General features: G+C 69.1%; 11 protein-coding genes. 7 read left to right on the top strand and 4 right to left on the bottom strand.

Translation table 11 applies throughout. The features are described 5' to 3' along the window. Positions 1-142: 142 nt before the first annotated feature. Positions 143-2536, top strand: coding sequence for a DUF3772 domain-containing protein (locus ASE79_RS17140; RefSeq protein ID WP_056419467.1), 2394 nt, complete (start codon positions 143-145; stop codon positions 2534-2536). Here the strand turns inward: ASE79_RS17140 and ASE79_RS17145 are convergent. Then, complete coding sequence (locus tag ASE79_RS17145) at positions 2533-3564, bottom strand: spore coat protein U domain-containing protein (protein WP_056419470.1); 1032 nt, start codon at positions 3562-3564, stop codon at positions 2533-2535. The genes ASE79_RS17140 and ASE79_RS17145 overlap by 4 nt on opposite strands. 176 nt (positions 3565-3740) lie before the next feature. Here ASE79_RS17145 and ASE79_RS17150 point away from each other — a divergent pair, with 176 nt between their 5' ends. Further along, entirely contained in the window at positions 3741-5063 is a 1323-nt protein-coding gene (locus tag ASE79_RS17150; protein ID WP_056419473.1) for a sugar porter family MFS transporter, read from the top strand. 74 nt (positions 5064-5137) lie between these two features. Next, entirely contained in the window at positions 5138-7798 is a 2661-nt protein-coding gene (locus ASE79_RS17155) for a TonB-dependent receptor (protein WP_056419476.1), read from the top strand. A 3-nt stretch (positions 7799-7801) separates the two neighbouring features. Here the strand turns inward: ASE79_RS17155 and ASE79_RS17160 are convergent, their stop codons facing one another. Both ASE79_RS17160 and ASE79_RS17165 read right to left on the bottom strand, forming a co-directional pair. Continuing rightward, positions 7802-9340, bottom strand: a complete 1539-nt coding sequence (locus ASE79_RS17160) for an ABC transporter permease/substrate-binding protein (RefSeq protein WP_056419479.1) — start codon at positions 9338-9340, stop codon at positions 7802-7804. Further along, positions 9337-10098 (bottom strand): ABC transporter ATP-binding protein, encoded by a 762-nt coding sequence (locus ASE79_RS17165; RefSeq protein ID WP_056419773.1) that lies wholly within the window; start codon positions 10096-10098, stop codon positions 9337-9339. The genes ASE79_RS17160 and ASE79_RS17165 overlap by 4 nt, the downstream gene beginning before the upstream one ends. A 52-nt stretch (positions 10099-10150) precedes the next feature. Between ASE79_RS17165 and ASE79_RS17170 the strand changes: the two genes are divergently transcribed. Continuing rightward, entirely contained in the window at positions 10151-10945 is a 795-nt protein-coding gene (locus tag ASE79_RS17170; protein WP_056419482.1) for an SDR family oxidoreductase, read from the top strand. 32 nt (positions 10946-10977) lie between these two features. Here ASE79_RS17170 and ASE79_RS17175 read toward each other — a convergent pair whose 3' ends face one another. Then, entirely contained in the window at positions 10978-11274 is a 297-nt protein-coding gene (locus tag ASE79_RS17175; protein ID WP_056419483.1) for a 4a-hydroxytetrahydrobiopterin dehydratase, read from the bottom strand. Positions 11275-11310: 36 nt separating this feature from the next. Between ASE79_RS17175 and ASE79_RS17180 the strand changes: the two genes are divergently transcribed. From ASE79_RS17180 to ASE79_RS17190, 3 genes are read left to right on the top strand one after another with little or no spacing between them, the layout of a single operon-like run. Continuing rightward, positions 11311-11757 (top strand): metallopeptidase family protein, encoded by a 447-nt coding sequence (locus tag ASE79_RS17180; protein ID WP_056419486.1) that lies wholly within the window; start codon positions 11311-11313, stop codon positions 11755-11757. Then, on the top strand, positions 11754-12326 hold the full coding sequence (gene ccmA / locus ASE79_RS17185) for a heme ABC exporter ATP-binding protein CcmA (RefSeq protein ID WP_056419489.1): 573 nt from the start codon (positions 11754-11756) through the stop codon (positions 12324-12326). The genes ASE79_RS17180 and ccmA overlap by 4 nt, the downstream gene beginning before the upstream one ends. Continuing rightward, positions 12323-12964, top strand: coding sequence for a heme exporter protein CcmB (locus ASE79_RS17190; protein ID WP_056419492.1), 642 nt, complete (start codon positions 12323-12325; stop codon positions 12962-12964). Before ccmA ends, ASE79_RS17190 begins: the two co-directional genes overlap by 4 nt. Positions 12965-12985: the final 21 nt, after the last annotated feature.

Here is a 12985-nt window from a genome sequence, read left to right on the forward strand (position 1 = left end):
GCGGACCTCGACCATGATTGGCCCCCAATTGGGCCCCGGCCTTCGCCGGGGTGGCGTCTATCGGGGGGAGCGACGGGCATACCGACCCGGTGATTCCGCCGCCCCCTCCCGTTTACCCGCCCATCGCTGTACAGCGCCGCGGATGACACTCCTCCGTTACCTCGCCGCGCTGCTCCTTGCGGTGACCGCGATCACCGCGCTCCCCGCCGCCGCACAGGACGAGGCGAAGGTCGCGACGGTCGCCGCCGGTCTCACCCAGGCGTCGGCCGAGCTCCAGGCGATCGACGACGCCACCCCCGCGGCGCGCGACGACAAGGCGCGGCAGGCGTTGCGCGATCGTGCGCAGGCGGTGCAGACCACCGCCGCCGACGCGGTGCGCACGCTCACGCCCGAGATGGCGCTGGTCCAGGCGCGCGTCACCGAACTCGGCACCGCGACTCCCGGCGTCGTCGAGGCCCCCGAGATCCGCGCGCAACGCAAGCTCCTCGCGCAAAGCCAGTCGGCGATCGACTCGGCGATCAAGCGCGCGCGGCTGATCGGGATCGAGGCCAAGCAGCAGATCGACGATATCGGCGCGGCCGAGGCGGAGGAACTCGGCCAGCAACTGTCCGAGAACACCGGCTCGCCACTGTCGCCGACGCTATGGGCGGCGATCGTCGATCACCTGCCCCGCGATACCGCGCGGCTCAAGCGGTTCGCCACGACCGAGTTTCGCCAGTTCGCGGCGCGGTTCGATACGCGCACGGGCACCGGCCTGCTGGTCGGGCTGCTCGCCGCGCTCGTCCTGCTCATACCGCTGCGGCGCTGGCTGCACGGCGTCGGGCGTCGCTATGCGGCCAATCACACGCCGGGCGGTCGGCTGCGGCGCTCGGCCTATGCGCTGTGGCTGGTGGTGATCGGCACCGCGCTGCCGGGACTCGCCGCCTGGGCAGTCGTCGCGTCGCTGCGCTGGGGCGGGCTCGTCTCGCCCGCGTGGAGCCGGTTCGGCGCGATCTTCGTCGGGATTTCGTGGTTTGCAGCCTTCGTCGCGTCGCTTGGCGGCGCGTTGCTGCTGCGGACCCAGCCGACGTGGCGGTTGCTACCGATCGGCGACGCCGCGGCATACGCGCTCAGGCCGTATAGCTGGATGGCCGCCGCGCTGATCTTCGCCGGCCAACTGCTGATCGCGACCAACCTGCTCATCGGCGTCAGCGCGCCCGCATCGAGTGCGGCCAACGCGGTCGTCGCGCTGCTGCATATCGTCCTGCTCGGCGCGATCCTGGTGACGCTCGGCCGGCTGCGCGCCGCCGCACTGCCCGATCCGGCCAAGCCCGCGCGCAACACGCTGCTCGCGATCGTCGCGACCCTGGTCTGGCTGGTGCTGATCGCGGCGCTCGTTGCGGGGCTGATCGGCTATGTAAACTTCGCACTCAAGGTTGCGACGTGGCTGGTCTGGGGCGCGATCGTCGGGGCGAGCCTGTACCTGATGATGACCTTCACCGACGACGCGTGCCGGACGCTGTTGTCGAGTGGCAACCGGCTCGGCCGCTCGGCGAACAGCGGTTTCGGCGTCGACAACAAGACGGTCGACCAGATCGGCGTGCTGCTGTCGGCCGTATTGCGGCTGTTGCTGATCATGCTGGCGGTGGGCGCGGTGATGGCCCCGTTCGGCGCGGGAGTCGGGTCGGCGTTCGAGCTGTTCGGGACCGTCGCGAACGGAGTCACGATCGGCCAGATCACCATCTCGCCGGGCGCGGTGCTGCGCTCGATCGCGGTGCTGTTCGTCGCGCTGGCGATCATGCGCGGGCTGCAGCATTGGCTGGTGAACAGCTACCTGCCGACCACGTCGATGGATGCCGGCGCGCAGAATTCGGTGACGATGGTCGCGCGCTATGCGGGGATCATCGCCGCGGTGCTGTGGGCGCTGGGGGCGCTCGGCATCGGCATGGAGAAGCTCGCTGTCGTGCTCGGCGCGCTGTCGGTCGGGATCGGCTTCGGCCTCCAGGCGATCACGCAGAACTTCGTCTCAGGCCTGATCCTGCTCGCCGAACGCCCGGTCAAGATCGGCGACCTCGTCCGCATCGGCAACATGGAGGGCGACGTGAAGCGGATCAACGTCCGCTCGACCGAGATCCAGGTGGCGGACCGATCGACGCTGATCGTGCCCAATTCGGAGCTGATCACCAAGACGATCCAGAACATGACGCTGGCGGCCCCCCTCGGCCGGATTCAGCTGCAATTCTCGGTCCCGCTCGAGGAGGATCTCGATGCCGTGCGCACCATGTTGTTCGCCGCGTTCGCCGAGAAGCACGAGGTGCTCGACGACCCGGAGGCTAAGGTGTTCATCGATTCGATCGACGCCGGCCGCGCCAAGTTCAACTGCTTCGCCTATGTGGCGAGCCCGCGCGATGCCTATCCGATCCGCAGCGAATTGCTGTTCACGCTGCTCCGCCAGTTTCGCGAGGCGGGGATCGAGGTCGGATCGACCGCGACCAAGATGGAGTTGGTCGGGTCGTTCGCCCCGACCCCGCAGCCCGGGGACGATAATTCCGGCTAGAACAGCGCGTAGGGCAACGACACGCTGAAGCTCGATCCCGCCGCCATCGTGCCACGCGGGCGGACGCGGACGTTGGTGACGGCCTTCGGCGCGGTCGTCGGATCGTAGGTCCAGGTGGCGCCGTTGTCCGACGAGAAATCGACGTCGTCGGTCGTGCTCCCCGGCGCGGTGTAGGTGGCGCCGAGCGACGACGCGGGCGATCCTTCCGTGGGGACGAGATACGCGGTTGAGGCGGTCCCGTCGCCGTCGAGCGCGACCGTGGCGCGAGCCGGTGTCGGCAGCACGACGGCGACCGAATTGGCGTCGACTGCGACGATATCGGTGTTGGTGAGCGTGATTGTCGTCCGCTGTCTGCTGCCGGGAATCGCGCGCGGATTATTGGTGGTCGAGATCGGATCATAGGTCGTGCGGGTGGTGATCACGACTCCGACCGGCCTCGCCGAGACGACCATCGTCACGTCGACCCTCGCCGGGGTGACGCCACTGCTCTGGTCGAGCGTACCGGCACAGACGCCCAGCGCGCCGAGCAACGAGCAGAATCGCCACTCCCAACCGATCGTGAAGCTGCCCGTATAGGTCCCCGGTTTGACCGCCGTCAGCGACGACGGGCGGACATAGACCTGGACGTTGCGCGCCGCTCCGCCCAGCAATCCGAGCAGGTTGATGACCCCGCCGTTCATGTAGACGAACGGTGTGCCGGGCGTGAACGGATACGCGCCCGCGCTGTCCGCGGCGATCACATAGCGTGCGGTGACGGTGTCCGCAGCGTTGGTCGAGGTCAGCTTGAACCCGTCCGCGCTGGTCACCGTCGCGCGCAGGAAATTGCCCGACAGCACCGATATCACCGTTCCCGGGCAGTCGAAGCCGCCCGGCACCGCACCGTATGGCGGTGCACCATTGACCAGCGCCGGGGGCGAATAGGTGCCGAGCGCGGTCGGGCCGGTATTGGTGACCGCGCAGGCCGCCCATGCCGAGGACGGCGCGCAGGCAAGGAGGGCGATGAACAGTTTCGGCAGTCCGGTCGTCAACGCTTCGCCCCCTCGATTTAGGTCTGCGCGAGCTTGGCCGGCATTCGTTAATGCGTTTTGAAGAACCGGATTCGGGTGTTTGCGCACGCCGAAATGGTCTGCGATGGCCTTGTCCGCCGCGTTGAACTGTTCGAAACAGCAAGGATGACGATCCCCCGCTCCGAAATCTGCCGCGTATGAGTGCGCACGCCGAAACGCCACGCGCCAGCAATGTCCTGATCGCCAGCGTGGTCACCGCGGCACTCGCTGGGCTGTTGTTCGGCTTCGACACCGCGGTGATCGCGGGCGTCACCGGTGCGCTGAAGGCGAAGTTCGCGCTCAGCGAGGCGTGGCTCGGCTTCACCGTGTCCTCGGCGCTCTGGGGGACGCTGATCGGCGCGCTGTTCGTCGGCATGCCCGGCGATCGCTATGGCAGCCGCAACGTCCTGCGGATGCTCGCCTTCCTGTACGTCGTCACCGCGCTGGGCTGTGCGCTGGCGTGGAACTGGCACAGCTTCATCGGCTTCCGCTTCATCAACGGCATCGCGATCGGCGGGTCGTCGGTGCTGGCGCCAGCCTATATCGCCGAGCTCGCGCCGCCGGCGCAGCGCGGCAAGATGGTCGGCGGGTTCCAGTTCGCGGTCATCCTCGGCATCCTGCTCGCCTATGTCTCGAACGCGATCATCGGGTCGCTCGGGCTCGGCGATGTCGAGTGGCGGTGGAAGCTGGGGATCGTCGCGCTGCCGTCGCTGGTGTTCTTCGCGCTGCTGTTCCGCATCCCCAATTCGCCGCGCTGGCTGCTTGCCAGGCGGCGCGATGCGGAGGCGCGGGACGTGCTGGCAATGGTCGGGATGAGCGCCGACATCGCGCGCCGCGAACTCGACGCGCCCAAGGGCGACGCGACGCTCTCCTGGACTCGGCACCGCAAGCCGATCACGCTCGCCTTCCTGGTCGCGATGTTCAACCAGTTCAGCGGCATCAACGCGTTCCTCTATTACCTCAACGACATCTTCAAGGCGTCGGGGGGCAGCCTCTCGCCCGACCTGCAGGCGGTGATGATCGGCGTCGCCAACATGGTGTTCACGCTGCTGGGCATGCTGCTGATCGACCGGATCGGGCGGCGGACGCTGTTGCTGTGGGGTTCGGCGGGCATGACCGCGGCGCTCACCGTCGGCGGGCTCGCGTTGCTGGGCGTGCTGCCGAGCTGGCTGCTGCTGCCGTCGCTGATCGTGTTCATCATGTTCTTCGCCCCCGGCTCGGGCGCGGTTATCTGGGTGTATATCTCGGAGGTGTTCCCGCAGAACGTCCGCGCGCGCGGCTCGAGCATCGGGTCGTCGAGCCATTGGGGCTGGAACGCGGTGATCGCGCAGGCCTTCCCGATCGCGGCGGCGTGGTCGGCGGGGGTGCCGTTCCTGGTCTTTGCCGCGATGATGGCGGTGCAGTTCGTGACGGTGCTGTTCTACTTCCCCGAGACCAAGGGCGTACCGCTGGAGGAGATGGACGCGCATCTGGCACGGTGAACCGGCATAATCCTGCGACAATTGCCCCGTAGTCGAGCGGCTTGGTCGACAGCGATCATCGGGAATTGACGGTTATGCGTACACTGGGTCTGGTTCTGGCGGTAAGCGTGCCCGCAATGGCGGCGGCGCAACAGGCGCCCTCGACGCCTGCCACGGCAGCGCCCGCGGCGCAGGCTGCGGAGCCGGACGAGGCCGCCGAGTCCGAGGACATCGTCGTCACCGGATCGCGCAAGCTGCCGGGGTCGGTGATCGGCGACATTCCGCCCGACCAGAGCCTGGGCCAGGCCGAGATCCGCTCCTACGGCGTCAGCTCGATCTCCGACCTGCTGAGCGAACTCAGCCCGCAGACCACCAGCGGACGCGGCAGCGGCGGCGCGCCGGTGGTGCTGCTCAACGGGCGCCGGATCTCCAGCTTCAGCGAGATCCGCGACATCCCGACCGAGGCGATCCAGCGCGTCGAGATCCTGCCCGAGGAGGTCGCGCTCAAATACGGCTATCGCGCCGACCAGAAGGTCGTGAACTTCGTCCTGCGCCGCCGCTTCCGCGCGGTCACCGCCGAGGCGGTCGACACGGTACCGACCGAGGGTGGCACCAACGCCCCGAACACTAAGCTCGACCTGCTCACCATCGCCCGCGATCGCCGCGTGAACCTGCACGTCGAATATAGCGCGGCGTCGGCGCTGACCGAGGCCGAGCGCGACATCGATGCAACGACGCCGACCGCGCAGAGCCCGCGCGGCGCGGACAATGCGATCGTCGATCAGCGCCCGTTCCGCAGCCTCCAGGGGGCGACCAGCACCTTCACCGCGAACAGCGTCTATGCGCGCAATATCTTCGGCAACATCGGCGCGACGATCAACGGGCGGCTCGAATCGACCGACAGCCGCAGCCTCAATGGCCTGCCCAGCGCCACGCTGACACTGGCGGACGGCAGCACCATGAACCGCGCGCTCAACGACGACGGCTTCCTGCCGCTCGCGCAGCGCGTGTCGTCGATCGCCGCGCATCTCGGCACTACGCTGAACGGCGATATCGGCACGTGGCGCTGGAACGTCACCGGCAATTACGATCGCAGCGACACGCAGACCTTCACCGATACCGGCGTCGACGCGACCGCCTTCCAGGCGCGCCTGACCGCGGGCGATCCGACCGCCAGCCCGTTCAACCGCCTCACCGCCAGCGATATCGGCGCCGCCCCCGGCAACCGCGCTTATGCCTCGCAGAGCACCGGCGGGCTCGATGCCGTGGCGAACGGCAACCTGTTCAACCTGCCTGCGGGCGCGATCTCGACGACGCTGAAGCTGGGGGCGGAAACCGCCGATTTCAGCAGTCGCTCGTACAGCTCCAGCCTGTTGCAGGACGGGCAGACTCAGGTCGGCCAGACCGAACGGCGCGGCGCGGTGTCGCGCGATACGCTCAGCGGCCAGGTCAATGTCGACGTGCCGCTGACCAGCCGGTCGAAGGACGTCCTCCCGTTCCTCGGCACGCTGTCGGCCAACTTCAACCTGGCGCAGGATCATCTGTCGGATTTCGGCACGCTGACCACGCTCGGCTATGGCGCGAACTGGTCGCCGATCGAGGGCGTCCGCGTGATCGCCTCGGTGACCGACACCGACGAGGCGCCGACCGCGCAGCAGCTCGGCAACCCGTCGATCACCACGCCCAACGTCCGCGTGTTCGATTATGTGCGCGGCACCACCGCGACCGTCACGACGATCAGCGGCGGCAATGCCGGGCTCGTCGCGGACAACAACCACGTCAAGAAGGTCGGGGTGACGCTCAAGCCGTGGAGCGCCAGGGACCTTTCGATCACCGCCAACTACGTTGAAAGTCGCGTCGATAACCCGATCGCCGCCTTCCCGGCGGCGACCGCCGCGATCGAATCGGCGTTTCCGGATCGCTTCGTCCGCGATGGCGCGGGCACCCTCGTGCAGGTCGACCGTCGCCCGATCAATTTCGCGCGCAGCGACCGCTCCGAACTGCGCTGGGGAATCAACTTCTCCGCGCCGCTCAAGTCGAAGATTCAGCGCGAATTGGAGGCGTATCGCGCCGGCACCGGCCCCAATCCATTCGAGGGGATGCAGCCCCCCGGCGGCTTCCGCCGTCCCGACGGCGCGGGCGGCGATGGTCCGCGTGGCGGCCCCGGTGCTGGCCCAGGCGGCGGCCGAGACGGTGGTCCGGGTGGCGGCGGTCGTGGCGGCGGCGGCGGTGGCGGGCGCGGCTTCGGCGGTCGTGGCGGGCAGGCCGGCGGGCGCGTCCAGTTCGCGGTCTATCACACCTGGCATTTCACCGATCGCGTGCTCGTCGCGAACGGCGGTCCGAGCCTCAACCTGCTAGACGGCGACGCGATCGGCAGCAGCGGCGGCCAGTCGCGGCACGAACTGGAGGCGCAGGCGGGCTACACCAACAACGGTCTCGGCGCGCGCATCTCCGCCAACTATGCGACCGGCACGCGCGTCAACGGTGGCACCATCGCCGCACCCGAGACGCTCAACTTCGGCGGGCTCGCGACCGCCAACGCGCGCCTGTTCGCCGATCTCGGCCAGCGGCTCGAATGGGTGAAGGCGCACCCGTGGCTGCGCGGGATGCGGATCAGCCTGTCGGTCGACAACGTCTTCAACACGCGGCAGCGCGTGACCGACGCGACGGGCGCGACGCCGAACACCTATCAGCCGGACTATCTCGACCCGCTGGGCCGCACCGTCCGGCTCAGCGTCCGCAAGCTGTTCTTCTAGCGCCTAGAGCCCGACCTTCGCCGCCAGCCACCGCGCCGCGGCCTCGGGCGTCTGCTTGTCCGCGTCGCGGTCGACCTGATAGTTCGCCGCGCGCATCGCCTCGACGGGAATCCGCCCGACCAGCGGCGTCAGCGCGGCGCGGAACCTTGCGTCCTTTGCGCGCGACGGCGCCACCATCAGGATCGCGTCATAGCCCGGGATCGCGTGGCGCGGGTCGGTCAGCACGGTCAGCGAATCCGCCGCGATCCGTCCGTCTGACGAGAAGGCGGAGATCACGTCGACATTGCCGCTTTCCAGCGCGCGATACATGAAGGTCGGGCTGTACGGCGTGGTCTTGGCGAACCGCAACGGATAGGCGCGCTTCACCGCCGCCCATTCGGGGCGTTCGAGAAACTCCAGATCGCTGCCGAGCGTCATTTGCGGCGCCGTCCTGACCAGATCGTCGAGGCTCGCGATCCGCTTGGCGCGCGCGTCCGCACCCTTCATCGCGAACGCATACGCATTCTCGAAGCCGAGCGAGCCGACCAGCCCGACGCCGTGTTCGCGCGCCGCCCAATCGGCGATCGCCGCGACCATCGCGCGATGCTCGGGCACGTCGCGCCGCTTCATCTCGTTGGCCCAGATCGTCCCGGCATAATCGACATACACGTCGATATCCCCGCCCGAGAGCGCCCCGAACACCACGGCCGAGCCCAGCCCGTCGCGATACTCGACGGTATAGCCCGCCCGTTCGAGCCGATCGCCGATCAGCCGCGCGAGGATATATTGCTCGGAAAAGTTCTTCGCGCCGACGACGACCGTTCGATCGCCGCCGCTCTTCGGCCACAGCGGCAGCGTCGCTATCGCCGTGCCCGCGACCAGCACCACCGCGCTCGCGATCCACAGCCAGCGGCGACGAGCGCGGATGCCATATTCGATTCCGCCGATCAGCGCATCGACCGCCAGCGCGAGCGCCGCCGCCGAAAGGCAGCCCGCCAGCACCAGCGCCCAGTTCTGCGTCTGCAGCCCGGCGAAGATCATGTCGCCCAGGCTCGGTTGGCCGACCGTCGTCGACAGCGTCGCCGCGCCGATCGTCCAGACCGCGGCGGTGCGGATGCCGGCGATCAGCACGGGGGCGACCAGCGGTGCCTCGACCAGTCTCAGCTTCTGCGCGGGCGTCATCCCGACCGCGTCGGCTGCCTGGATCACCGCCGGGTCGATGCCGTGCAGCCCCGCCACCGCGTTGCGGATGATCGGCAGCAGCGCATACAGCGTCAGCGCGATCAGCGACGGCAGGAAGCCGAGCGCGGGTATCCCGCCGCCGACCAGCGCGGACAGGCTGAGCAGCACGGGGTAGAACAAGGCGAGCAGCGCGAGGCTCGGGATCGTCTGGACGAGGCTGGCAAAGCCGAGCGAGACGCGCGCCACGGTCGCGTTGCGCGCCGACCAGATACCGAGCGGCAGGCTGATCGCGATGCCCAGCAGCAACGCCGATGCCGACAGCAGGACATGCGCGGCGAGCAACGGCGGTACGCCGCCGAGCGCGTCGACGAACGCGCTCATGCGACCAGCGCCTGCAGGCGTTCGGCCTGCGCGCGGGGGACCTGCACCAGCGCCTGCGCATCGTCGCCGCCCTTGCCCGCGACCAAATCCGCCGGGGTCGCGTCGGCGACGATCCGCCCCGTCTTCATCACCAGCACGCGGTCCGCCAGCAGCAGCGCCTCCGCCATGTCGTGCGTGACGAGGATCGTGGTCAGCCCGAGCCGGTCGTGCAGCGCGCGGATCCGCGTGCCGAGCGCGTCGCGCGTCACCGGATCGAGCGCGCCGAACGCCTCGTCGAGCAGCAGCAGCTTGGCGCCGGGTGCGAGTGCGCGCGCGATGCCGACGCGCTGGCGCTGGCCGCCCGAGAGCGCGTCGGGCATCCGGTCGGCGATCGCGCGCGGCAGGTCGACGAGATCGAGGAGCTCGGCGACCTTCGCCTCGTCGCTGCGCCCCGCGATCTTCAGGCCGATCGCGATGTTCTGCGCGATCGTCATGTGCGGGAACAGCCCGATATTCTGGAAGACATAGCCGATCCGGCGACGCAGCATCGGCGCGGGTTCGGTGGCGACGTCGCTACCGTCGATCGTGACGTGCCCCTCGCTCGGCTCGACTAGCCGGTTGAGCGTCTTCAACAGCGTCGACTTGCCCGATCCCGACGTCCCGACCAGCGCGACGAAGCTGCCGCGGGCGATCTCGAGCGAGACCGAATCGACCGCGATCGTCGTCCCGTATCGCTTGGTGACGCGGTCGAAGGCGAGCGCTGGCAAATTGTCTGGCATGTTGCGGTAGGATGCGGGAAACATACCGGAAAATCAAATCGGGAGAGGCGCCATGACGCAGCAGAGCATTTTCATCACCGGCGGCGGGTCGGGGATCGGCCGCGCCACCGCGATCCTGTTCGCGCGCAAGGGCTGGCGGGTCGGCCTGGCCGACGTCAATGCGGCCGGGCTTGCGGAAACCGCGGCGCTGTTGCCGTCGGGGATGGCGAGCACCTACCAGATGGACGTCCGCGACCGCGAGGCCTGGGTGGCGACGCTCGATGCGTTCGTCGCCACCACCGGGGGGCGGCTCGACGTGCTGTTCAACAATGCGGGCATCGGCTCGGGCGGGCCGCTCGCGGAGACCGACTTTGCCGAGATCGACCGGGTGATCGCGATCAACCTGGTCGGCGTGCTCAACGGCGCGCGGATCGGCCATGCCTATCTCAAGCGGACGCCCGGATCGTGTCTGCTTAACACCGCCTCCGCCTCGGCGATCTACGGGTCGTCGGGGCTCGCCCCCTATTCGGCGACCAAGTTCGGCGTGCGCGCGCTGACCGAGGCGCTCGACGGCGAATGGGCGGCGGACGGGATCAAGGTGCGCTCGATCGTGCCGAGCTTCATCGACACGCCCTTGCTAGACACCGGGGCCGGCGGCACCAACCACTCGATCCGCGAGACGGTGACGGGGGCAGGGCTGGAGCTGACCGGGGTCGACAAGGTCGCCGAGGCGGCCTGGGCCGCGGTGCACGGCGACAAGGTCCATACGCTGGTCGGCAAGACCGCGCACCGCATGGCGTTTGCCGCGCGGTGGATGCCCGGCAGCCTGCGCAAGCGGATGCGGCGGACCCTGCGCGAGCCGCAGTAACGCCGTGCTGACGCCTCAGCGCGACGCGCGCGTCACGCGTCGCCGACGATCGCGTCGATCGCTTCGGCCATCTCGATGTCGCGCGGCGACAGGCCGCCGGCGTCGTGCGTGGTCAGCAGGATTTCCACGCGGTTCCACACGTTCTTCCATTCGGGATGATGGTTCGCGCGCTCGGCGATCAGCGCGACCTGAGTCATGAAACCGAATGCCTCGACGAAATCGGCGAACACGATCGTCCGCGTGATCGCGTCGCGCGCATCGTCATAATCCCACTCGTCGAGGCCATCGAGGGCCTCGGCCCGGTCCGTATCGTTCAGCGCTTCGATCATCGGGCTCTCCCTTGCCGCCTTGGTTCGCCAACGACTATGGCTGGCGGGATGAGCGGGCAAGCACCATTCCGGGGAGAAGCCCCCGATGCCGATGCGATCGAGGCCATCGCGCGCGCGACGATCGCCCGGCTGCCGGCGCAGTTCGCGCAGCATCTCGGCGACATCGTCTTCGCGGTCGAGGAGTATGCCGATGACGAGACGCTCGCCGCGCTCGGGCTCGAGCACCCGCTCGATCTGTCGGGCCTGTATCACGGCCGCCCGCTCGGCGAGAAATCCTCGATGGATTCAGGCGCGATGCCCGACCGCATCGTCCTCTACCGGCGCGCGATCCTGGAGGAATGGATCGACACGGGCGTCCGCCTCGACGATCTCGTCGCGCATGTCACGATCCACGAGATCGGCCATCATTTCGGGCTCAGCGACGACGACATGCACGCGCTGGAGGACGATGTGGAGGACGGCGCCGAAGATCCGGCGGCGTGACCCTCGGCTTTCGCGACGTCGCGTGCGTGCGGGGCGGACGGTTGCTGTTCTCGCATGTCTCGTTCGATCTTGGCGCGGGTGATGCCGCGATCGTCATCGGCCCGAACGGGGTCGGCAAATCCAGCCTGATCCGGATCGCCGCCGGCCTGCTCGCGCCGTTCGAGGGGCGTGTCGCGTGCGACGGGGACAAGGCGCTGCTCACCGAAGCGGCGGCGCTCGATGCGGAACGCCCGCTGGTCGCCGCGCTCCGCTTCTGGGCCAGCCTTGACCGCGCGCCCGATCCCGGCGCGCGCGTCGCCCGCGCGGTACGGGCGCTCGATCTCGATGCGCAGGCGGACGTCCCCGTTCGCCTGCTCTCGACCGGTCAACGCCGGCGCGCATCGATCGCGCGTGTCGTGGCGAGCGAGGCGCGCGTCTGGCTGCTCGACGAACCTGCCAACGGGCTCGACACCGTTTCCGTTGCCGCGCTGGAGGCGGTGATCGCGCGGCACCGGGCAGGCGGCGGCATCGCGCTGGTCGCCACCCACCTCCCGCTCGCGCTGCCGGGCGCGCAGGAGATCGCGCTGTGATCGCGCTCATCCGCCGCGATCTGCGACGCAGCGTGTCGAGTGGGGGCGCCACGCTGGTCGTCGCGTTCTTCCTGCTCGTGGCGACGCTGTTCCCGTTCGCGATCGGCCCCGATGCGGCGCTGCTCGCGCGGATCGGCGGCGGCGTGATCTGGACCGCGGCCTTGCTCGCCGCGCTGCTGCCGGTCGAGCGGCTGATCGGGCCGGACCTTGAGGCGGGGATCTTCGACCAGTTCGCGGTGCGGGGGCTGTCGATGGTGTCCGTCGCAATGGCCAAGACGATCGCGCATTGGCTGAGTTTCGGGCCGCCGCTGATGCTGGCCGCGATCCTCGCGGCAGGGCTGCTCAACCTGTCGGCCGAGACGCTGCTCCGCGTCGAGATCGGGTTGCTGATCGGCACGCCGGGATTGGCGGCGCTCGCGGTCGTGACCAGCGCGCTCGTCGCTGGCGTGCGCGGCGGCGGTGCGGTGACTGGGCTGGTGATGCTGCCGCTCGCGGTGCCGCTGCTCATCTTCGGCGCGGGGACGCTCGATGCGGCGGGCGGGGCCGGCGCGATCAAGCTGCTCGCGGCGGTCAGCCTCGTGCTGGTCGCGGGCGCGCCGTTCATCGCCGCGGCGGCGATCCGGGCGGCGCTGGATTAATTGGGGAGCGGCCTGCCCATC

Source organism: Sphingomonas sp. Leaf28 (genome assembly GCF_001421685.1).
GTDB lineage: Bacteria > Pseudomonadota > Alphaproteobacteria > Sphingomonadales > Sphingomonadaceae > Sphingomonas > Sphingomonas aurantiaca.

Coding starts and splice junctions, on each gene's coding strand:
- ASE79_RS17140 (WP_056419467.1), top strand. CDS start 143: ATGACACTCCTCCGTTACCTCGCCGCGCTGCTCCTTGCGGTGACCGCG.
- ASE79_RS17150 (WP_056419473.1), top strand. CDS start 3,741: ATGAGTGCGCACGCCGAAACGCCACGCGCCAGCAATGTCCTGATCGCC.
- ASE79_RS17155 (WP_056419476.1), top strand. CDS start 5,138: ATGCGTACACTGGGTCTGGTTCTGGCGGTAAGCGTGCCCGCAATGGCG.
- ASE79_RS17160 (WP_056419479.1), bottom strand. CDS start 9,340: ATGAGCGCGTTCGTCGACGCGCTCGGCGGCGTACCGCCGTTGCTCGCC.
- ASE79_RS17165 (WP_056419773.1), bottom strand. CDS start 10,098: ATGCCAGACAATTTGCCAGCGCTCGCCTTCGACCGCGTCACCAAGCGA.
- ASE79_RS17170 (WP_056419482.1), top strand. CDS start 10,151: ATGACGCAGCAGAGCATTTTCATCACCGGCGGCGGGTCGGGGATCGGC.
- ASE79_RS17175 (WP_056419483.1), bottom strand. CDS start 11,274: ATGATCGAAGCGCTGAACGATACGGACCGGGCCGAGGCCCTCGATGGC.
- ASE79_RS17180 (WP_056419486.1), top strand. CDS start 11,311: ATGGCTGGCGGGATGAGCGGGCAAGCACCATTCCGGGGAGAAGCCCCC.